This window comes from Plantactinospora sp. WMMB334 (genome assembly GCF_049179095.1).
Taxonomy (GTDB): Bacteria; Actinomycetota; Actinomycetes; order Mycobacteriales; family Micromonosporaceae; genus Plantactinospora.
The window spans coordinates 5,508,081-5,528,333 of the sequence record NZ_JBMHME010000002.1; the positions used below are offsets into that span (position 1 = coordinate 5,508,081).

The 20,253-nt window shown below is 72.5% G+C and carries 17 protein-coding genes and 2 pseudogenes; 11 read left to right on the forward strand and 8 right to left on the reverse strand.

From position 1 onward, the window contains the following. Positions 1–7: 7 nt before the first annotated feature. A pseudogene (locus tag ACN27G_RS23525) lies at positions 8–643 on the reverse strand (dTMP kinase); the annotation flags it as partial. 245 nt (positions 644–888) lie between these two features. On the opposite strand from ACN27G_RS23525, the pseudogene ACN27G_RS23530 reads away from it, so the two are divergent. The 4 genes and pseudogenes from ACN27G_RS23530 to ACN27G_RS23545 all read left to right on the forward strand — a co-directional run. Beyond that, positions 889–1,446, forward strand: a pseudogene (locus ACN27G_RS23530) (nucleotidyltransferase); the annotation flags it as partial. Between the two features lie 80 nt (positions 1,447–1,526). After that, positions 1,527–1,802: a hypothetical protein gene (locus ACN27G_RS23535; protein ID WP_421494931.1), complete on the forward strand. Its 276-nt coding sequence runs from the start codon at positions 1,527–1,529 to the stop codon at positions 1,800–1,802. Between the two features lie 10 nt (positions 1,803–1,812). Further along, positions 1,813–2,586, forward strand: coding sequence for a metallophosphoesterase family protein (locus ACN27G_RS23540; protein WP_421494932.1), 774 nt, complete (start codon positions 1,813–1,815; stop codon positions 2,584–2,586). Positions 2,587–2,589: 3 nt separating this feature from the next. Then, a complete protein-coding gene (locus ACN27G_RS23545; RefSeq protein WP_421494933.1) occupies positions 2,590–2,733 on the forward strand; it encodes a GPGG-motif small membrane protein in 144 nt (47 codons plus the stop codon). A 182-nt stretch (positions 2,734–2,915) separates the two neighbouring features. On the opposite strand, the gene ACN27G_RS23550 is transcribed toward ACN27G_RS23545, so the two are convergent. Then, entirely contained in the window at positions 2,916–3,692 is a 777-nt protein-coding gene (locus ACN27G_RS23550) for a peptidoglycan DD-metalloendopeptidase family protein (RefSeq protein ID WP_421494934.1), read from the reverse strand. A gap of 129 nt (positions 3,693–3,821) precedes the next feature. Here ACN27G_RS23550 and ACN27G_RS23555 point away from each other — a divergent pair, with 129 nt between their 5' ends. From ACN27G_RS23555 to ACN27G_RS23580, 6 genes are all read left to right on the forward strand, one after another. Continuing rightward, positions 3,822–4,577: an HD domain-containing protein gene (locus tag ACN27G_RS23555; RefSeq protein ID WP_421497434.1), complete on the forward strand. Its 756-nt coding sequence runs from the start codon at positions 3,822–3,824 to the stop codon at positions 4,575–4,577. Between the two features lie 179 nt (positions 4,578–4,756). Beyond that, complete coding sequence (locus tag ACN27G_RS23560; RefSeq protein WP_421494935.1) at positions 4,757–6,100, forward strand: ABC transporter substrate-binding protein; 1,344 nt, start codon at positions 4,757–4,759, stop codon at positions 6,098–6,100. Between the two features lie 74 nt (positions 6,101–6,174). Next, positions 6,175–7,242 carry a carbohydrate ABC transporter permease gene (locus ACN27G_RS23565; RefSeq protein ID WP_421494936.1) on the forward strand — a complete coding sequence of 356 codons (1,068 nt, stop codon included), beginning with the start codon at positions 6,175–6,177 and terminating at the stop codon, positions 7,240–7,242. 1 nt (position 7,243) lies between these two features. Next, positions 7,244–8,212 carry a carbohydrate ABC transporter permease gene (locus ACN27G_RS23570; protein WP_421494937.1) on the forward strand — a complete coding sequence of 323 codons (969 nt, stop codon included), beginning with the start codon at positions 7,244–7,246 and terminating at the stop codon, positions 8,210–8,212. Positions 8,213–8,335: 123 nt separating this feature from the next. Next, positions 8,336–9,361: a LacI family DNA-binding transcriptional regulator gene (locus tag ACN27G_RS23575; protein ID WP_421494938.1), complete on the forward strand. Its 1,026-nt coding sequence runs from the start codon at positions 8,336–8,338 to the stop codon at positions 9,359–9,361. A 136-nt stretch (positions 9,362–9,497) separates the two neighbouring features. Next, on the forward strand, positions 9,498–11,144 hold the full coding sequence (locus ACN27G_RS23580; RefSeq protein ID WP_421494939.1) for a glycoside hydrolase family 13 protein: 1,647 nt from the start codon (positions 9,498–9,500) through the stop codon (positions 11,142–11,144). 14 nt (positions 11,145–11,158) lie between these two features. Here the strand turns inward: ACN27G_RS23580 and ACN27G_RS23585 are convergent, their stop codons facing one another. The 5 genes from ACN27G_RS23585 to xylA all read right to left on the reverse strand — a co-directional run bounded on the left by ACN27G_RS23585 (position 11,159) and on the right by xylA (position 17,604). Then, on the reverse strand, positions 11,159–12,616 hold the full coding sequence (locus tag ACN27G_RS23585) for an MFS transporter (RefSeq protein ID WP_421494940.1): 1,458 nt from the start codon (positions 12,614–12,616) through the stop codon (positions 11,159–11,161). Between the two features lie 284 nt (positions 12,617–12,900). Continuing rightward, positions 12,901–13,215 carry a DUF6458 family protein gene (locus ACN27G_RS23590; RefSeq protein ID WP_421494941.1) on the reverse strand — a complete coding sequence of 105 codons (315 nt, stop codon included), beginning with the start codon at positions 13,213–13,215 and terminating at the stop codon, positions 12,901–12,903. A 123-nt stretch (positions 13,216–13,338) separates the two neighbouring features. Next, positions 13,339–14,805: a hypothetical protein gene (locus ACN27G_RS23595; protein WP_421494942.1), complete on the reverse strand. Its 1,467-nt coding sequence runs from the start codon at positions 14,803–14,805 to the stop codon at positions 13,339–13,341. Positions 14,806–14,931: 126 nt separating this feature from the next. Further along, entirely contained in the window at positions 14,932–16,347 is a 1,416-nt protein-coding gene (xylB, locus tag ACN27G_RS23600) for a xylulokinase (protein ID WP_421494943.1), read from the reverse strand. Positions 16,348–16,416: 69 nt separating this feature from the next. Then, positions 16,417–17,604 (reverse strand): xylose isomerase, encoded by a 1,188-nt coding sequence (gene xylA, locus ACN27G_RS23605; RefSeq protein ID WP_421494944.1) that lies wholly within the window; start codon positions 17,602–17,604, stop codon positions 16,417–16,419. A gap of 136 nt (positions 17,605–17,740) precedes the next feature. On the opposite strand from xylA, the gene ACN27G_RS23610 reads away from it, so the two are divergent. Next, complete coding sequence (locus ACN27G_RS23610; protein ID WP_421494945.1) at positions 17,741–19,039, forward strand: ROK family protein; 1,299 nt, start codon at positions 17,741–17,743, stop codon at positions 19,037–19,039. Between the two features lie 633 nt (positions 19,040–19,672). On the opposite strand, the gene ACN27G_RS23615 is transcribed toward ACN27G_RS23610, so the two are convergent. Next, positions 19,673–20,149 carry a MarR family winged helix-turn-helix transcriptional regulator gene (locus ACN27G_RS23615; RefSeq protein ID WP_421494946.1) on the reverse strand — a complete coding sequence of 159 codons (477 nt, stop codon included), beginning with the start codon at positions 20,147–20,149 and terminating at the stop codon, positions 19,673–19,675. Between the last annotated feature and the right edge of the window lie 104 nt (positions 20,150–20,253).

Genomic DNA, 20,253 nt, shown 5'->3' on the forward strand with positions numbered 1-20,253 from the left:
GGATCGGCGGCGTGGGTCCGGAGTCCGGCGGCGGGCCGCCGGCCGGCAGCCACTCGCCCATCCCGGCCCGGATCGCCCGGCTCACCTCGTCGGGAGCCCGGTTGGCGTCGACCACCACGAAGCCGGCGAACTCCGGCAGCGACCGGTACGCCGCCCCTCCGGCCGCCAGATAGGTGATGTCCTCGTGGTCGGTGCCCCGGGCCTCGATCCGCCGGTACGCCTCCCCCGGGTCGACGGCGAGCAGAAGGGTGACGTCCGGGGGCGGAAAGACGCGGTAGAGCAGTCGGGCGAGCCCCTCCCAGCGGCGACCACCACCGTGTGCCCGGATGCTGGCGTACTGGCAGACCGAGTAGCGGTCCATCACGGCGACCCGGGAGCGCAGCCGGGACCGGAGCAGTGCCCGCGCGATGGCGAGCCAGCGCAGCACCGACTCGGCGAGGAGCATCCCGTCCCGCCCCAGCAGGCGCTGGGCGTCCCGCCGGCCCAGTTTCCGGGCCAACCGGCCGAACCACCGCCGGCCGCCCGCGTTCTGCCAGTACGTCGCCGGTAGGCCGGCCGCGGTCAACGCCTCCGCCAGCAGGTGCGCCTGCGTGGTCTTGCCCGAGCCGTCGATCCCGACCAGGGCCACGGTCCGCAGCCGCATCCCGTTTCGCCGCTGAACCAGAGTCCGGGCCACGCTCAGCAACGGTACCCGGCGGGCGCATCCCTCCCCGCCCGGCAACGACCGCCCGGGGCGGTCTGCGGCGACCTGTGCCGTACGCCCGGTTCGGGCCGTGCCGGGCGGTTGCCGGAACCTGGGCCAGGTGTGAAGGAACGAAGTGCCGGGTACCGGTAAATCTCCACCCCGTTGACCAGATGCCCATCCGACCACCGACCCGGGAGACCCTGATGGATGATCGCGGCGACGAGACCCTACTTGCCACGCTCAAGCGGGTCGCCGCCGTCCTGAAGCAGTCCGAGATCCCCTTCGCGCTGGGCGGCAGCTTCGCGGTGTACGCGCACGGCGGCCACTCCAGCGACCACGACGTCGACTTCCTCATCCGCGAGCAGGACACCGAGCGTGCGCTGGAGGCGCTCGTCGAGGCCGGTTTCACCGCCGAGCGCCCGCCGGAGGACTGGCTGGTGAAGGTCTGGGACAACGACCGGATGGTGGACCTGATCCACCGGCCGATCGAGACCCCGGTCACCGACGAGACCTTCCGGGACACGGTGGTCCGGCCGGTCGACGCCATCCACATGCCGGTGCTCTCCGCCACCCACCTGATGGTGCACAAGCTGTTGAGCTTCTCCCAGCACTACTGCGACTTCGCCCGGGGACTGCCGCTCGCCCGCTCGCTGCGGGAACAGATCGACTGGGACCGGGTTCGCAAGGAGACGGCGCACTCCCCCTACGCCGAGGCCTTCCTGGTGCTGCTGGACCGGCTGGACGTCGTGCCCTACTCGGGGGCCGGCGGCGAGCGGCGCTACCCGCGGGCCGGCCGGGAGCAGGAGATCACCGTCATGGACGAGCGGAGTGAGGTGGCGACATGAACCAGCGCGGCACGGGCGGCACCGAGCCGCCGGACGACTATCTGGAGGCGGCGATCCAACGCCTGCTCACCGAGCGTACGGAGATCGCCGAGCAGGGCATCACGGTGAGCCGGCGGGACCACTCGGTGGTGCTCTGCGGCGAGGTGGAGAGCGCACAGCGCCGCGAGGAGATCCTCCGGCTGGTGTTGGAGCACTTCCCCAAGGTGCCGCTGACGGTCGACATCGGACTGATCCGCACCCAGGCACCGACCGAGGTGGAGGATTTGCGGTGAGGGAGGGAACATGGTGATCCGGATCGCGGCGGTCGGCGACGTACACCTGGACCAGGACGTGGTGGGCCGGTTCCGGCCCGCCCTGGAACAGTTGCCGGACGTCGCCGACGTGCTGCTGCTCGCCGGTGACCTGACCCGGCACGGCACGGAGTCCGAGGCGCGCTGCGTGGCGACCGAGTTCGGCAACCTCGGCGTGCCGGTGGTCGCCGTGCTCGGCAACCACGACCACCACTGCGACGAGGTGCCGGCGGTGATCCGGGTCCTGGAGGACGCCGGCATCCAGGTGCTGGAGGGCACCAACGTGGTGCTGGACTGTTTCGGAACGCGGCTGGGCATCGCCGGTGCCAAGGGATTCGGCGGCGGCTTCGCCGGGCGCTGCGCCAGCGCGTTCGGCGAGCCGGAGATGAAGGCGTTCGTCGGCACCACCAGCGCCATCGCCGACCAGCTCGGCGAGGCGCTGCGCGAGATGGAGTGCGACCTCCGGGTGGCGCTGACGCACTACGCCCCGGTGCCCGACACGCTGGCCGGTGAGCCGCTGGAGATCTATCCGTTCCTCGGCTCGTACCTGCTCGGCCAGGCGATCGACTCGGCACCGACCGACCTGGCCCTGCACGGGCACGCGCACGCGGGCAGCGAGCGGGGCACCACCCCGGGCGGCGTACGCGTCCGCAACGTGGCGCACCCGGTGATCAAGCAGGCGTACAGCGTCTTCCACCTGCACCCGCGCCGCGCCGGAGCGTCCGCCGGGAAGGTTTCCGCGAGCAGCGCCCCGGGTAGGTCATGAGGCATGGAATTCTTGCTCTGGATCCTTGCGGTCGTACTCGTGGTCGCCGGCGTGTTGGCGCTGTTCCGGCGGCAGATCCTCTGGGGGGTCGTGCTGATCGTCGTCGGGCTGCTGGTCGGGCCGGGCGGCGTCAGCCTCTTCACCTGACAGCGGGGCCGACGTCGGTGCTGCGCCGGCCTCACCCGATCGGAGAAACCCTCCAACCGAAAACCCCCACAGGACCGGAAACCCCCACAGGCAAGCCGGGGTCGCCGCGCCCGGGTCTCCGCTCTCCCCCTGGATGACCCGGGCCCGGCGGCCCCGGCGCGATCGTCTGCCGGGATCCCGGCTCAGCAGCGTGGTACGCCGGGGATGAAGCCGTCGTAGCCGGTGTAGACGTAGGCGTCGGAGACGAAGCGACCGGAACCGATCCGGTCCCAGATGTTGCTGGTGCCGTAGGTGCCGGTCACCGTCGTACCGGTGGTCTGGCAGTGGATGGTGACCCCGGCGCCGTCGGCGACCGTGCCGACCGAGGAGTAGCCCGTGCCGGGCCCGGAGCGGACGGTGAGCGGGCTGCCGGCGGTGTTGACCGTGCCGGATCCGGTGCCGCCGGAGCAGGCGTTGTCGCTGGTGTAGGTCCGGGTGCCCCAGTAGAGCGCGAGCGTGCCGTTGAACCTCACCTGGATGTCGGAGCCGTTCAGGCGCTGCTCGTAGTGCAGGTGCGGCCCGGTGGAGCCGCCGGTCGAGCCGACGTACCCGATCACGGTGCCGTAGCCGACGGTCCGCCCGACGGCGGTGTTGAAACTGCTCAGGTGGGCGTAGTAGGTCGTGTAGCCGCTGCCGTGGTTGATCCGGACGTACCTGCCGTAGCTGGTGTTGCCGAGGTCGGTGACGACGTCGACGGTGCCGGGCGCGCTGGCCACCACCGGGTCGCCCTGGTCGTCGGTGCGGTTGAAGTCGACGGCGTACGCCGGGCTGTGGTTGGTCCGGGTCTGGCCGGACCAGGACTGGCCGCAGGGGAAGGGGACCTTGAAGGTGGGTGCGGCGGCGGCCGGCGAGGCCGGCAGCAGCACCGTGGCGGCCAGCAGCAGGCCGGCACCGACGGAAGCGAGCGGGCGGAAGCGCACGAGGACCTCCCATGGCGAAAGTTTTCCATGTATTGATGGATCGTGGCAGAAAACTTCACCCAGCGGAAGGGGCGGGACCGGGCGCGGGCGGACCTCGGCAGCAGGGACGATCCGGTATACCTGGACGACATGGCCTCGCCGACGTACCTGATGAGCATGCCGCTGCACGCCGTGACCGAGGTCTACGGCGAGGCCGGCCTGCGGGACCGCTTCCGGCTGGAGGTGGCGGCGCGCTTCGGCGCCGCCGACCAGGCCCGGCTGGCGACGGCGCTGGAGCTGGCCGCCAGCCTGCACCGCGACGACCGCCGGGTACGCGAGCCCTACCTCAACCACCTGCTCCGGGTGGCGATCCGGATCATCTGCTACTACTCGGTGACCGACGTCGACGTGATCGTGGCGGCGCTGCTGCACGACGCGGTGGAGGACCACCCGGCGGAGCTGGCCGGCCTGCCCGCCGAGACGAACCGGGCCGTGGCCACCGAGGCCGGCCTGGCCGAGGTCGCCCGGCGGTTCAACCCCCGGGTCGCCCGACTCGTCGCGGCGGTCACCAATCCGGAGTACGACCCCGGCCGGGACCGGGACGAGCAGTACCTCGCCCACCTGACGGAGAGCCTGGACCGGGAACCCTGGGCCCGGGTGATCAAGGTTTCCGACTTCACCGACAACGGGGTGGGGATCATCCACACCACCGGCGAGAAGGTGCAGCGCTCGGCGCGGAAGTACCGCCCCCTGGTGCCGCTCTTCCGTGACCTGATCACCCGGCCGGACACCCCGCTGGACGCCGAGGCCCGGGAGCACATCCTCGACCAGATCGACCTCGCCGAGCAGCGCTTCGCCGCGATCCTCGACAACCCGCCCGGCTTGCCGGCGGCCCCGCACCGCTGACTGGCCGGCATTCACCGGGCAGTCCCCACCCCGGCGCTGAGCAGGTTTCCGAATCGTTACGGCCTCGTGGCTCACTGGGTCTGGACGATCTTGGCTGCAAGCGCTTACATGTGGTGACGCCCACTGGCCGGCTCGGACGCCAACAGGTGACCGGCACGCCGGCACGAAAGGAGGACGGCATGGCGGTCCAGTCCAGACCACGCCAGGCCTTCGCGATCGCCGGTGTGTTGGCCCTGGCACTCGGCGCCACCGCCTGTTCCGGCGAGAGCGAGAGCGGGCTCGACCCCGACTCTGCGGAGTGCGAGCCGTACTCGGCATACCAGGGCCACGACGGCGAGAACGTCTCGATCTACGCGTCGATCCGGGACGCCGAGGCCGACCTGCTGCGGGAGTCCTGGAAGCAGTTCGAGGACTGCACCGGGATCGAGATCGACTACGACGGCAGCGGCGAGTTCGAGGCGCAGCTCCAGGTCCAGGTGGACGGCGGCAACCCGCCCGACCTGGCCTTCATCCCCCAGCCCGGACTGCTCGCCCGGTTCGCCAACGCCAGCAAGCTCAAGCCGATGACGGCCGAGCAGAAGAGCCTGGCCGAGTCGAACTACCCGGCCGACTGGCTCACGTACGCCACGGTGGGCGGCCAGTCCTACGGCACCCCGCTCGGCGCGAACGTGAAGTCCTTCGTCTGGTATTCGCCGAAGGCGTTCGCCGACAAGGGCTACCAGGTCCCCACCACCTGGCAGCAGATGATGGAGCTCAGCGACAAGATCGCGGCGACCGACCAGAAGCCGTGGTGCGTCGGGCTGGAGTCGGGTGAGGCCACCGGCTGGCCGGCCACCGACTGGATCGAGGACCTGATGCTGCGTACGCAGCCGCCGGAGGTCTACGACCAGTGGACCACCCACGGCATCCCGTTCAACGACCCCCGGGTCGTGCAGGCGGTCGACCAGGCCGGCCAGGTGCTCAAGAACCCCGAGTACGTCAACGGCGGCTACGGCAACGTGAAAAGCCTGATCACCACCCCGTTCCAGGAGGGTGGCCTGCCGATCCTCCAGGGCCAGTGCTCGATGCACCGGCAGGCGAACTTCTACGCCAACTACCTGCCCGAGGGCACCAAGATCGGGCCGGACGGCGACATCTACGCCTTCTACTTCCCGGCGGTCGACCCGAGCAAGGGCAAGCCGGTGCTGGGCGGCGGCGAGTTCACGGTGGCCTTCACCGACGGTCCGGCGGTGCAGGCCGTCCGGCAGTACCTGATGACCGGCGAGTACGCCAACTCCCGGGCGAAGCTCGGCAACTGGATCTCGCCGAACAACAAGCTCGACGTCAACAACGTCACCCAGGCGGTGGACAAGCTCTCGATGGAGGTCCTGCTCGACTCCAGTGCGGTCTTCCGGTTCGACGGCTCCGACCTGATGCCGGCCGCGGTCGGCTCGGGCACCCTCTGGAAGGGCATGGTCGACTGGGTCAACGGCAAGGACACCAAGAGCACCCTCGACTTCGTCGAAGGCTCCTGGCCGAAGTAGTCCGCCGACGGTCCGGCCCGCGCAGGTGCGGGCCGGACCGTCGTTTCCGCTCCACCCGGCGTTGGAGGCGCTGAATGGAATTCGCCGACGAGGCACCGAAGCTGCTGATGCTGCTCTACGGCCTGATCGCCTTCGCGGTCGTGGTCGGCGGACTGCTCGTGCTGCTCGACGTCGTACCCAACTGGTTCACCCGGCGCCGCGAGGCGGCGCTGGTCGCGGCGGCCCGGGCCGGCACCCCGCCCGCCGCCGGCCCCCGGCCGCGCCGCCGCTCGGTGGCGAACCGTCCCGAGGGCGGGCTCGCGCTCTTCTTCCTGCTGCCCGCCCTGCTCCTGCTGGCGGTCGGCCTGGTCGTGCCGGCCGTCCGGACCACGGTTCTCTCCTTCATGGACGGCGGCAGCGACCGCTGGGTCGGGTTCGCCAACTACCGGTGGATGTTCGCCCAGGACGAGATCCTCGGCATCCTCACCAACACCCTGATCTGGGTGATCCTGGTGCCGCTGGTGGCCACCACGGTCGGGCTGGTCTACGCGGTCCTGGTCGACCGGGCCCGGTTCGAGGCGGTGGCCAAGGCGCTGATCTTCATGCCGATGGCGATCTCGTTCGTCGGCGCCAGCATCATCTGGAAGTTCGTCTACGCCTACCGCGCCGCCGAGTACGACCAGATCGGCCTGCTCAACCAGGTCTGGATGATGCTCGGCGGCGAGCCCCGGCAGTGGCTCGCCAACCCGCCGCTGAACACCCTGCTGCTGATCGTGATCATGATCTGGATCCAGGCCGGGTTCGCGATGGTGGTGCTCTCGGCGGCGATCAAGGCGATTCCGAACGACGTCGTGGAGGCGGCCCGGCTGGACGGGGTGAACCCGTGGCAGATGTTCTGGCAGATCACCCTGCCGAGCATCCGGCCGGCCCTGATCGTCGTGGTGGTCACCGTCTCGATAGCCACGCTGAAGGTCTTCGACATCGTCCGGACCACCACCAACGGCAACTTCGACACCGGTGTGATCGCCAACGAGATGTACAACCAGGCGTTCCGGTTCGGCCAGACCGGACAGGGATCCGCGCTGGCCGTCTTCCTCTTCGTCCTGGTGATCCCGATCGTGATCTACCAGATCCGCAACCTGCGCAGGCAACGGGAGGTATGAGATGACCACCACGACTCCTCCCGCGCCGGCCGGCACCCGGGACGCGGACGCGCTGCCGGCCAGCCGGGGCGCCCGGGTCCGCCGCCGGCTCAACACCCCGGTCGCGACCGCCGCCTCGATCGTGATCGCGGTGCTCTGGACGATCCCCACCTTCGGCCTCTTCGTCTCGTCGTTCCGACCCGAGGACGAGATCAAGACGACCGGCTGGTGGACCGCGTTCAGCAATCCCCAGTTCACCCTGGAGAACTACCAGGAGGTGCTCTTCGGCCGCTCGGCATCGGCCGGGCAGCTCGCCGGATACTTCGTCAACTCCCTGGTGATCACGATCCCGTCCGTGCTCTTCCCACTGGCCTTCGCCGCGCTGGCCGCGTACGCGCTGGCCTGGATGAACTTCCGGGGCCGGGACTGGATCTACATCGCCGTCTTCGCGCTGCAGATCGTGCCGTTGCAGATGGCGCTGGTGCCGCTGCTCAGCTTCTTCTCCGAGGGCGTCAGCCTGGGCGGCATCGGGCTGCTCCCGGCGTGGAACCTCGACGACGAGGAGAAGTTCATCCAGGTCTGGTTCGCACACACCTGCTTCGCGCTGCCGATCGCCGTCTTCCTGCTGCACAACTTCATGTCGCAGCTCCCGAAGGACCTGATGGAGGCCGCTCGGGTGGACGGCGCCACCCATCCGAAGATCTTCCGCTCCATCGCGCTGCCGCTGATCGTCCCGGCCCTGGCCGCCTTCGGCATCTTCCAGTTCCTCTGGGTCTGGAACGACCTGCTGGTAGCGCTGATCTTCGCCGGCGGCGGCAGCGAGACGGCGCCACTGACCGTACGCCTGGCCGAGCTGGCCGGCACCCGGGCCAACGAGTGGCAGCGGCTGACCTCGGGCGCGTTCATCTCGATCGTCGTACCGCTGATCGTCTTCCTCTCCCTCCAGCGCTACTTCGTACGTGGCCTGCTCGCCGGCGGTGTCAAGGGCTGACCGGTCGGCCCGGACCGACCGGGTACGGCCGGCACGTCGACCGGGTCGCCGGGCACCCGCCCGGCGGCCCGCGGCCGTGCGGGCCCCCGGCACCGGCGGTAAGGTCGGATCAGGATGGCACCCGTGACCACAATCGACGACGTGGCCCGTCTGGCGGGGGTCTCCACCGCCACCGTCTCCCGTGCCCTGCGCGGCCTGCCGACCGTCTCCGAGACGACCCGGATCCGGGTGCTGCTCGCCGCGGAGCAGCTCGACTACGCCGCCTCACCCAGCGCCTCCCGGCTGGCCGGCGGAAAGACCTGCACCGTCGCCGTGATCGTCCCCAGGATCACACCCTGGTTCGTCGGCGCCGTGCTGGAGGGTGCCGAGGAGATCCTGCACGCCGCCGGGTACGACCTGCTGCTCTACAACATCGGCGGCCGTGAGCAGGCCCGGGCGCGCCTGCTACGCAAGGCCAACCTGCCCAAGCGGGCCGACGCGGTGATGCTGGTCGCGACGCCGATCGGCGCCGGCGACCTGACCGTCATCGCCCACCTGGCGCTGCCCGGGGTCACGGTCAGCTCCGGCACCGTGGTCCCCGGCTGGCCGAGCATCCGGATCGACGACCGGGCGGCCGGCCGGGCCGCCACCGAGCACCTGCTGCGGCTCGGGCACCGGCGGATCGCCTGCGTCTTCGGCGACCCGGCCGACGAGTTCGCCCATCCCGCCCATCTGGAACGGCAACTCGGCTACCGGGAGGCGCTGGACGCCGCCGGGATCCGCCCCGATCCCCGGCTCGGCATCGAGACCCGGGCGGACGCCGAGGGGGGCCGGTCGGCGACCGAGCAGTTGCTCACCCGGGGCGACCTGCCCACCGCGATCTTCGCGAGCTGCGACGAGGTGGCGATGGGTGTGGTCAACGCGGTACGCCTGGCCGGGCTGCGGGTGCCGCAGGAGGTGAGCGTGGTCGGCGTCGACGACCACGACCTGGCCGGCGCGTTCGGCCTGACCACCGTCGCCCAGCCCGCCGCCGAACAGGGCCAGCTCGCCGCCGCCAGCCTGCTGGGCCCGCTCGCCGGCCGGACGCGGAGCCAGGAGGAACTGGACCCGGTGATCCTGCCCACCCGGCTCGTCGTGCGGGATTCGACCGGCCCGCCCCGGGCAGACTGACCTGACGGGCCTGACCCGACCTGACCCGACCTGACCTGATCGCTGCCGGAAGCGCGACCATAGGGAGAACATCCTGAACAGCACCGGAACAACCCCGCCCGCCGTCACGTCCACCGACGCGGCACCCACCGGCCCCGTGCCCGCCACCGAGGCGGTGCCGTGGTGGCGGCACGCGGTCATCTACCAGATCTATCCCCGCTCGTTCGCCGACTCCGACGGCGACGGCGTCGGCGACCTGCCCGGGATCACCGCCCGGCTCGACCACCTGGTCGAACTCGGCGTCGACGCGGTCTGGCTCTCGCCGTTCTATCCCTCCCCACAGGCGGACGCCGGCTACGACGTGGCCGACTACCGGGAGGTGGACCCGCTCTTCGGCACCCTGGCCGACCTGGACCGGCTGATCGCCGCCGCCCGGGAGCGCGGCCTGCGGTTCATCGTGGACCTGGTGCCCAACCACACCTCGTCGGCACACCGCTGGTTCACCGCCGCCCTCGCCGCCGGTCCGGGCAGCCCGGAGCGGCAACGCTACGTCTTCCGGGACGGTCGCGGCCCCGGCGGCACCGAGCCGCCGAACGACTGGCAGAGCGTCTTCGGCGGACCCGCCTGGACCCGGGTCACCGAGCCGGACGGCCGCCCCGGGCAGTGGTACCTGCACCTGTTCGACCGGGAACAGCCCGACCTCAACTGGGACCTCCCCGAGGTGCGCGCCGAGTTCCTGGACATCCTGCGCCACTGGCTCGACCGGGGCGTGGACGGCTTCCGCGTCGACGTGGCGAACGGGCTGGTCAAGCAGGCCGACCTGGCGGACTGGCATCCGCCGGTGGAACCGGTCACCGGTGAGGGCACCGAGGGCCCCCGGCCACCGATGTGGGACCAGGACGGCGTACACGAGATCTACCGGGAGTGGCGGCGCCTGCTGGCGGAGTATCCCGGCGAGCGGATCCTGGTCGCCGAGGCGTGGGTGCAGTCCTCCGAGCGGCTGGCCGCGTACGTCCGGCCGGACGAGATGCACCAGGCGTTCAACTTCGAGTACCTGGAGGCGGCCTGGACCGCCCCGATCCAGTACGCGGTGATCACCCGCTCGCTCGAGGCCAACGAGGCGGTCGGCGCACCCACCACCTGGGTGCTCTCCAACCACGACGTGCTGCGGCACGCCAGCCGGCTCGGGCTGCCGGTCGGCACGCCGCGACCCCGGGGCATCGGGGTCGACGACCCGCAGCCCGACCCCGTCGTCGGGCTGCGCCGGGCCCGCGCCGCCACCGTGCTGATGCTCTCACTGCCCGGCTCCGCCTACCTCTACCAGGGCGAGGAGTTGGGCCTGCCGGAGCACACCACCCTGCCGGACGAGGCCCGGCAGGACCCGACCTGGGAGCGGAGCGGGCACACCGAGCGCGGCCGGGACGGCTGCCGGGTGCCGATCCCCTGGGAGGCGGACGCCCCGTCCTACGGCTTCGGCCCGGGGGACGCGAGCTGGCTGCCGCAACCGGAGATCTGGGCCGAGTACGCCCTGGACCGGCAGCGCGGGGTGGCCGGCTCGACGTACGAGCTCTACCGGACCAGCCTGCGGCTGCGCCGGGAGCTGGGGCTCGGCACCGGCACGGTGCAGTGGCTGACCAGCCCGGACGAGGTGCTGGACTTCCGCAACGGCGCGACCCGGGTGCTGACCAATTTGGGCGCCGACCCGGCCCCGCTGCCCGAGGGCGCGGAGCTGCTGCACGCCAGCGGCCCGCTCGACCCCGACGGCCGGGTGCCCACCGACGTCACCGTCTGGTTCCGGGAGTAAGGAAGGGCCCCCGCTTATCGTTTTCTGTTGTAGCGGGGGCCCTTCCTAACCGGTGGGGCGGTGGCTTCGGCGCGGTCGGTGAGCAGGGAGTGCACGGCCCGGATGTCGTCGGGGGCGGTGCGGGAGGCCAGCCAGTACATGATGCCGGTGGGCAGGAAGAAGAGCTGGAAGGCGGCGAGCCCGACGGCGAAGTTCATCGGCGGCGGGAACGCCGCGCGCAGCGCCTGGGCGGCCACCCCGATCAGCCCGTTGCCGGCCGCCCGGCCCACCCCGTTGACCAGGTTGCCGAGGCTGTAGACCGTGCCCCGGTGCTCCGGCGGGTTGACGTCGGCGATCAGCGCGAACCAGTTCGGCGAGTTGGCCGAGGTGAGGCCGAGCGCGAGCAGGGCGGTGAGCAGGCCGATCCCGACCGTCGGTTCGGTGAGGACGCTGCCGAGCACCGCCCCGGCCACCGTGGCGGCGCCGGCACCGTCCGGCACGTCGATCCGGATCGGCACGAAGAACAGCACCGCGTAGAACGGCACCGCCGCGAGGATCCCGATCGCCGCGACCAGCGCCCGCCCCCGGGGCGTACGCCGTTGCGCGGCGTCGCCGACCAGCCCGCCGACGATCGAGAGCACCCCGCCGAGCTGGAAGAGCACGGCGAAGATGCTCCCCACCATCGTGGCGGTGGCCGACGAGTATCCCTGTGCCTCGGCACGCTCGCGGAAGAGCGCCGGCAGCCAGACCAGCGAGCCGAACGCCACCTGGGCGGTGAGCCCCTGCAGCACGAGCCACCGGTTCGTCCGGCGCTGCAGGATCACCGGCAGGTCGGCCCGGCTGATCCGGTAGTCGTAGTCCCCGCCGGCCGCCAGCGCCCCGGTCAGCTCGGGCTCGCTCTGACCGCGCCGGATGTCGTAGGTCAGCAGGTAGGCCAGGGTCGCCACCAGGCCGGCGACGCTGAGCAGCAGGAACGGCCGGCGCCAGTCGTGCGCGCCGAGCACGCCGCCGACCAGCGTGCCGGCCAGGGTGCCGACGCCCTGGGAGAGCCCCCAGAAGCTGAGTACCACGCCCCGGCGGCGCGGGCTGACCAGGTCGGTGACGACGGAGAAGCCGACCGAGCCCACCGCGCCGAGCCCGATCGCGGCCAGCAGTTGCGCGCCGAAGAACGCCGGGTACGTGCCGGCGTACGCGCTGCCGGCGGTCCCGGCGGCCCAGAGCAGGGTGCCGGTCATCAGCAGCGGCTTGCGGTTGGTCTGGTCCCCGACATACGCCCAGCCGACCGCGGCAACCGCGCTGACCAGGAAACTCGTCGCGGTCACCGCGCCGACCGCGCCGGTGCCGACGCCGAACGCCGGTGCGATGGAGCCGTAGAGCGGCGGCACCAGCCCGATGGCGACGTTGTCCAGCGAGGCGAGCACGACGAAGACCGCGACGCTGTAGAACCGGTGGACCGGCCCCCCGCCTCGGGCGACACGGCCGCCGATCGTCATGTGTGGCACCCAACCAGGATCAGGTAACGGTGGGGTGACGGGTTCACCGGGGAGGCCGACCGGATGTTCCGCAGCGGCGGCTCATCCGTACCGGGCGGGCGCCACGACCGCACACCAGCGGTCCGGTCCGGGACCCGGCGCGGCCGGCCGTGACGCGTACGTGCTCGGCGGCGCTGTCTGAGATGCCGGCTGGGGTGCGATCGGTGCCCCCAGCCACCGGATCCACACCCCAGCCGGCCCGGTCGCGGGCCGGCCCGCGCCGGCCCGGTCGACCGGCCCGTCGGTCAGCGCGGCGGCGTCACGTCCCGGCGCTCCTCGACCCGCCGGTACTCGGCCGGCTCACCGGCGACGCCGCGCCGGTACTCGACCGGCTCGGTCTCGGCCTGCCGGTACTCCGTCGGCTCGGTGGTCGTTGTCGTGGTCGCGGCCGAGCGGCGCCGGTTGTTCCAGAACACCATGGTCAGGATCAGGCCGAGCACGCCGGCCGCCATCAGGACCCAGCCGACCACGTCCAGGTCCAGGCCGCCGATGGCGACGTCCACCGCGAAGGTCAGGATCGCACCGAGCGCGATCAGGAAGATGCTGGTGCCGATACCCATGACACGCCTCCTTGCAGGGGTGTTGGCTGTCGTGGTGCTGCTACCCAATCCCGGAGCCGGCCAATCCGGACCCCGGCCGGACCGGCGGGCGTCCCCTCGCCCTACCAGCGCCAGTTCCGCCAGCTACCAGCGCCAGTTCCGCCAGGAGAGCAGCCGGCGCCGGCCGGCCAGCGCCGCACCAACCTGCCGGACCATCCGCCCGAACAGCGGCGCCACCAGCCAGAGCAGCACCACGCCGTACCCGGCGAGGGCGACCCGTTGCCACCCGCTCAGGGCCGGCGTGTCCACCAGCGGATACCACAGCGGACTGAACTCCGGGGTGAAGTGACAGAGTGACTCCAGGTAGTAGTCGTTCTCGTAGCAGGTCCACGGCCAGAGTTGCCCGTACACCAGGCTGCTGGCCGCGCCCCAGACCGAGAGCAGCGTGGCGGCCAGGGTGGCGAGGTTCGCCCACGGCCCGGCGTCCCGCGCCCCGAGCCGTACGGCGAGGGCCAGACTCGCCGGCAGGATGGCGATCAGGAAGAACCTGGGCCCCCAGTACAGACCGCCGTACCAGGCCCACCAGGAGGCGTAGACCAGCACCAGCCCGGCCACGAAGAGCAGCCACGACAGCCAGACCCCGGAGACCGCGTCACCCGGCCGGCGCAGCCGCAGGAACAGCCCCGGGGTGAACCAGAACAGCCCCTTGCCGAAGGAGAAGAGGATCGCCACCACCCCGAGCAGGAACGGATAGGAGAAGCCCGGCTCGCCCGAGTACGGCATCACGGTCTGGCCGCCGCCGTTGCCCGCGTACGCCCGGTGCAGCGGGTCACCGAAGCGCAGCCACGCCTCCCCGGCGATCAGCAGGCCGGTGGCGAACAGCACCGACAGGTAGCGCAGCCGCCGCTCGCGGAGGCAGCGCACCGCGACGACGAGGCCGAGCGCGACCACCGACGCCGGGGTGTTGGCCACTCCCAGCACCACCCCGCCCCAGCCGGCGAGCCGGGTCGGCCGGCTCGTCCCGGGCAGCGTCGCGGCGAGCAGCCCGACCCCGACCGTCGTCGCGGTGAAGACCTCGCCGTAGAAGTCCTGCACGTGCACCGCGATCATGCTGCCGGCGACCAGCACCAGCAGGAACCGCCGGAGCAGCCGGGGCTCCATCCGGTCCCGGAGCAGCCGGTGGACCGCGACCAGCGCCAGGGTGAAGAGCAGCAGGTTGTACTGCGCCAGGAACGGCAGCGGGTCGCCGTACCAGCGGCCGACCGCCCAGAGCGGCGTCGCGAAGAGCGGGCCGATCAGCGAGTACGGCATCTCCGGCAGCTGCCGCTGGTCGAGGAGTTGGAGCAGTGCCTGGTAGCGGGCGAGGCCGTCGCCCATCATCGCCGGTCGGGGGGTGAGCGCCAACAGTGCCATGCCGGCCGCGATCAGGAACGGCTCCACCACCGCCGCGACACCGCCACCCGACCGCTCCGCCACCCCGCCCGGCGCCTCCGGGGACCGCCCGGAACCCGCCGAGGACTCTCCGGGCCCCGACCGCTCGGACTCCGAGCGCTCGGACTCCGGCCGCTCGTCGGGCCCCTCCCGGGCGCCGTCGACCACCGGAGCGTCCATCGACAGGCCCCCTTCACGCTCGCACACCGGCACGGACGGAACTCCGACCACACGCAGTGTGCCAAACGCCGACCGACCGTTCCATAGGCATCCGTAGATGTCTTTGGGACGGTCGGTCGGCCGCGGTCAGCCGGTCGTCCGTTCCACGATCAGGTCGCGGGCGCGGGCGTACTGCTCACGGATCTGCGGGACGCCGCTGCCGGCGTACTCCTGGACCTGGCCGGCCGACCACGAGGGCGGCTGCGACCCACCCTGGAGGACCCAGGCGGCCTGCCGGGCGGCCCCGTCCGCGACGTACTCCCCCGGCTCGGGCACCAGCACCGGGCAGCCGAAGACCTCCGGCGCGATCCGGCGCACCGCCTCCGACCGCGCACCGCCACCCACCAGGATGATCCGGTTCGCCGTGGCCCCCTGCGCGAGCAGCGCGTCCAGCCCGTCGGCGAGCGCGCAGAGCATCCCCTCCACCGCCGCCCGGGCCAGGTGTGTCGCAGTGGCGGTCCGCAGGGTCAGCCCGTGCACCGCGCCGGTCGCGAGGGGACGGTTCGGCGTCCGCTCCCCCTCCAGGTACGGCACCATCACCAGCCCCTCCGCGCCGGCCGGTGCCGACAGCGCCAGCTTGGCCAGCTCGTCCAGCCCGACGCCGAGCATCGCCGCCGCCGCGTCCAGCACCCGTGCCGCGTTGAGGGTGCAGACCAGTGGCAGGAACCGCCCGGTGGCGTCGGCGAACCCGGCCACCGCACCCGACGGGTCCGCGGCGGGGGTGTCCGCGACGCTGAACACCGTCCCCGACGTACCGATCGAGACGACGACGTCGCCCGGCACCGCACCGACGCCGAGCCCGGCGGCCGCGTTGTCCCCGGTCCCGGGACCCAGCAGCGCGCCGCCCGGCAGCCGCCCGGCCGCCTCCGCCGGCCCGAGCACCGCCGGGACCACCGGCACCCGACCGAGCGCCCGCTCCAGCAGGTCGAGGCGGTATTCGCCGGTCGCCGGCGACCAGTAGCCCGTCCCGCTGGCATCTCCCCGGTCGGTCCGCAGCGCGTCGAGCCCGGGCGCACCCGCCAGCCGCCAGGTCAGCCAGTCGTGCGGCAGGCAGACCGCCGCCACCCGGGCCGCGTTCTCCGGCTCGTGCCGGGCCAGCCAGCGCAGCTTGGTGACGGTGAAGCTCGCCACCGGCACGCTGCCGACCGCGTCCGCCCAGGCCCGCCCCCCGGCCTCGCCGCCACCCAGCTCCTGCACCAGCTCGGCCGCCGCATCTGCCGAGCGGGTGTCGTTCCACAGCAGGGCCGGGCGCACCACGGCACCGGACTCGTCCAGGCAGACCATCCCGTGCTGCTGGCCGCCGACCGACACCGCCGCCACGTCGTCGAACCCGCCGGCCTCGTCGGTGGCGGCCCGCAACGCCGCCCACCACGCCCGCGGGTCGACCTCGGTCCCGTCCGGATGCGCCGCCCGGCCGCTGCGGACCAGCGCCCCGGTCCCGGCCTCCCGGATCACCACCTTGCACGACTGGGTCGACGAGTCGACCCCGGCGACGAGCGCCATCTCATGCCCTCCCTCCGGGCTCAACGGACGGTGTCGGTCATCCGGCCGATCGAAAGCGGCGGGGACCACTCAGCGGGCCCCGAGCAGGTGCTCCACGGCCAACTGGTTCAGCCGGACGAACCCGAACCCGCGCGCCGCCACCGCGTCGACGTCCACGTCCTCGAACGTGCTCCGATCGGCCAGCAGGTCCGCGTAGGTCTCGCCCGGGTTCAGCGTCGGTGTCGAGAGTTCCGTCACCTTGCTGGCCGCCAGCGCCTCCCGCACCTCCGGGTCGGCCCGGAACGCCGCCGCCCGCTCCTTGAGCAGCAGGTAGGTCCGCATGTTCGCCGCCGCCGAGGCCCACACCCCGGTGTAGTCCTCGGTGCGGGACGGCTTGTAGTCGAAGTGCCGGGGCCCGGTGTAGGCCGGTCCGCCCTGCGGCCCGCCGAACTCCAGCAGGTCCACCAGCGCGAAGGCGTTCATCAGGTCGCCGTGCCCGAAGACCAGGTCCTGGTCGTACTTGACCCCGCGCTGCCCGTTGAGGTCGATGTGGAAGAGCTTGCCGGCCCAGAGCGCCTGGGCGATCCCGTGCATGAAGTTGAGCCCGGCCATCTGCTCGTGCCCGACCTCGGGGTTCAGCCCGACCAGCTCCGGGTGGTCCAGCTCGTTGATGAAGGCGAGCGCGTGCCCGACCGTCGGCAGCAGGATGTCGCCGCGCGGCTCGTTCGGCTTCGGCTCGATCGCGAACCTCAGCCCGTAGCCCCGGTCGACGACGTACTGGGCGAGCAGGTTCACCGCCTCGCGGTAGCGGTCCAGCGCCGCCCGGACGTCCTTGGCGTGATCGTATTCCGAGCCCTCCCGGCCGCCCCACATCACGAAGGTCTGCGCACCCAGCTCGGCGGCGAGGTCCAGGTTGCGCAGCACCTTGCGCAGGGCGTAGCGGCGCACGTCCCGGTCGTTGCTGGTGAAGCCGCCGTCCTTGAAGACCGGATGGGCGAAGAGGTTGGTGGTGACCATCGGCACCACGAGACCGGTCGCCTCCAGCGCCTTGCGGAACCGGGCGATGTGCTGCTCCCGGGCGGCGTCGTCGGAGCCGAACGGGACCAGGTCGTCGTCGTGGAAGGTGATCCCGTACGCACCCAGCTCGGCGAGCCGGTTGACCGCCTCGACCGGGTCGAGCGCCTCCCGGGTCGCTTCACCGAAGGGGTCCCGGGCGGTCCAGCCCACCGTCCAGAGACCGAAGGAGAACTTGTCGGCAGGGGTTGGTTGGGCTGCCATGGCGGACCTCCAGGGGAACCGACTCGACGTTGAGGTGAGGGGCGCGGGCGGTGAAATCCCGGGTTGACGCGCCGGCAACCCGGCCGATTTGTTTATCGGTTGAATTATTTGACTGCGGTATGGCATTGTCAATAGCGTGACGCAACCCGCGGCGGTGCCGGTCGGCGCGGCGGTGAGCGCCGTCCGCCAGGCGAGCCTGCGCGAACACAACCTGGCCCTGGTGCTGCGGCAGATCGCCGCCGCCGACCGCCCGCCGTCCCGGGCGGACCTGGCCGCCGCCACCGGCCTGACCCGGGCCACCGTCTCCGCCCTCGTCGACGACCTGATCACCGGGCGGTTGCTCACCGAGGTCGCCCCGACGCCCCGGTCCGGCGCCGGCCGCCCGGCGGTCGGCCTCACGCTCGCCGGTCACGGCCCGGCCGGCCTCGGCCTGGAGATCAACGTCGACTACCTCGCCGCCGTCCTGGTCGACCTCGCCGGGACGGTACGGCACCGCGCGGTACGCCGGGTCGACCTGCGCCCGGTCTCCCCGGTCGAGTCCCTGGCACTGGTCGGCGAGATGATCACGGAGGCGGGTGCCGAGGCGGACCGGCAGGACCTGACCCTGGCCGGCACGGCGCTCGCGGTCCCCGGCCTGGTCACCGCCACCGGGCTGGTCCGGCTCGCGCCGAACCTCGGCTGGCGGGACGTGGACGTACCGGCCCTGCTCGGGGCGCATCCGGGGCTGGGCGGGCGCGGGCTCGGCGTGGACAACGAGGCCAATCTCGCCGCACTCGGCGAGCTGCACGCCGCACCACCCGGCTCCGCCAACTTCATCTACATCTCCGGCGAGGTCGGCATCGGCGCCGGCATCGTGCTGCACGGCACGCTGTTCCGGGGGGCGCGGGGCTGGAGCGGGGAGATCGGCCACGTGCCGGTGCACCCGGAGGGCCGGCCGTGCCGCTGCGGCGGTCGGGGCTGCCTGGAGCAGTACGCCGGCCAGGAGGCCATCCTGGCCCGGGCCGGAGTGACCGACCCGCCCGCCCTCGACGCCGGCCCGGACGCCCTCGACGCCGACCCGGACGGCTCCCTGCCGGCCCCGGTGCCGGGCGCGGCGGTCACCCGGCTGGTGGCGGCGGCCACCCGGGACGAGCCCGCCGCCGAGCGGGCACTGGTCGAGGCGGCGACCGCGCTCGGAGTCGCGGTCGCCGGAGTGATCAACCTGCTGGACGTGGACACGGTGGTGCTCGGCGGCGTCTACGCCCCGCTGGCCCGCTGGCTGGCCCCGACCGTGGAGGCCGAGATCCGCCGCCGGGTGCTCACCGCCGCCTGGTCGCCGGTGACCGTCCGGCCCGCACTGCTCGGCGGTGACGCGGCCGCGCTCGGCGCCGCCGGATCGGTCGTCCGCACGGTGCTGGAGCATCCCGCCCGCTGGCTCGGCCGCCCCGGCCGCTAGCCGGAAGCGGCCCGCGGCGCTAGCCGGAAGCGGCCCGCGACGCTAGCCGGAAGCGGCCCGCGACGCTAGCCGGAAGCGGCCCGCGACGCTAGCCGGAAGCGGCCCGCGACGCTAGCCGGAAGCGGCCCGCGAGGAACCGCCGGACGCACACCGGGCGGAGCGGTCCGACGCGGCACGCGAAGAACCCCCACACGCACCACGCGGAGCGGCCCGACGCGGCCCGCGAAGAACCGCCGGACGCACCGGGCGGAGCGGCCCGACGCGGCACGTGCGGAGCCGCCGGCAACGGCACGCCGCGAGCGGGAACACCGACGGCCGGGAACAGGAGACAATCGGACGTCCGGCCCGCCACGCCGCTCGTCACGCCGGGCGGGACCGGCCGGACGCACCGCTCGTTGCCCGGGCGGAAACGGAGGTGACACGCGGCGCGGCGCCCCGGGGCGACCTCGGCGACGGTGCCGAGATCGGCTCGCTATTGTTGCCCCCGAGCAACTATTCCGATCAGCAATCATTGTCGTGGCGACAGGAGTGCCAGCGCCGATGCGCACAGCTCGACGAGCCGGAGAATGGCCCGCGAACCACCGCTGCCCGCGCCGGTCACAGGACCGCGCCGACGTGCCGCCGACGCTCCGTTCAGGCCGAGCGCTCGGTCCGCTCGACGCTGCCCCGGAACGCCCGGTCGAACTCGACGAGCCCACGCAGCAGCGCCTGCCGGCCGGCCGGACTCATCCCGCCCAGCGTCTCGGCGAGCCGCTCCCGACGGTCGGCGCGGATCTCGGCCAGCAGCTTCTGCGCAACCGTGGTGAGATGCAGCGAGATCTCCCGGCGGTCGGCCCGGCCCGGCTCGCGTTCGAGCAGCCCGGCCGCGACGAGCCGGTCACAGAGCCGGCTCGCCGAGGAGAGCAGCATCCCGAGGATCCCGGCGAGTCCCCGCAGGTTGATCCCGTCGAACTGCTCGACCACCATCAGGGCGCGCAGTTGCGAGCTGGAGAGCCGCCCGCTCGTCCGTTCCCGGGCCGCGTCCCAGATCGACAGCAGCGCCGCCGCGGCGGTGTCCACCGCCGTAGCGAGTGTCGCGTCCGGTCCGCCGGGACCGCCGGAATCAGCCATGGTGGTCTCGACACTACCGCCGTCCCGCGGGCGACCGCATCGGTGCGGGTCGGGACGGCCCAGCCGGATCGGCGCGGACGACTCCCGCGCGGCGCTTCCGTTAC

Excerpts from the sequence above, each read along its gene's own strand:
- ACN27G_RS23545 (WP_421494933.1), top strand. The coding sequence starts at position 2,590 with ATGGAATTCTTGCTCTGGATCCTTGCGGTCGTACTCGTGGTCGCCGGC.
- ACN27G_RS23570 (WP_421494937.1), top strand. The coding sequence starts at position 7,244 with ATGACCACCACGACTCCTCCCGCGCCGGCCGGCACCCGGGACGCGGAC.
- ACN27G_RS23590 (WP_421494941.1), bottom strand. The coding sequence starts at position 13,215 with ATGGGTATCGGCACCAGCATCTTCCTGATCGCGCTCGGTGCGATCCTG.
- xylA (WP_421494944.1), bottom strand. The coding sequence starts at position 17,604 with ATGGCAGCCCAACCAACCCCTGCCGACAAGTTCTCCTTCGGTCTCTGG.
- ACN27G_RS23535 (WP_421494931.1), top strand. The coding sequence starts at position 1,527 with ATGAACCAGCGCGGCACGGGCGGCACCGAGCCGCCGGACGACTATCTG.
- ACN27G_RS23595 (WP_421494942.1), bottom strand. The coding sequence starts at position 14,805 with ATGGACGCTCCGGTGGTCGACGGCGCCCGGGAGGGGCCCGACGAGCGG.
- xylB (WP_421494943.1), bottom strand. The coding sequence starts at position 16,347 with ATGGCGCTCGTCGCCGGGGTCGACTCGTCGACCCAGTCGTGCAAGGTG.
- ACN27G_RS23555 (WP_421497434.1), top strand. The coding sequence starts at position 3,822 with ATGGCCTCGCCGACGTACCTGATGAGCATGCCGCTGCACGCCGTGACC.
- ACN27G_RS23540 (WP_421494932.1), top strand. The coding sequence starts at position 1,813 with ATGGTGATCCGGATCGCGGCGGTCGGCGACGTACACCTGGACCAGGAC.
- ACN27G_RS23565 (WP_421494936.1), top strand. The coding sequence starts at position 6,175 with ATGGAATTCGCCGACGAGGCACCGAAGCTGCTGATGCTGCTCTACGGC.
- ACN27G_RS23585 (WP_421494940.1), bottom strand. The coding sequence starts at position 12,616 with ATGACGATCGGCGGCCGTGTCGCCCGAGGCGGGGGGCCGGTCCACCGG.
- ACN27G_RS23560 (WP_421494935.1), top strand. The coding sequence starts at position 4,757 with ATGGCGGTCCAGTCCAGACCACGCCAGGCCTTCGCGATCGCCGGTGTG.
- ACN27G_RS23615 (WP_421494946.1), bottom strand. The coding sequence starts at position 20,149 with ATGGCTGATTCCGGCGGTCCCGGCGGACCGGACGCGACACTCGCTACG.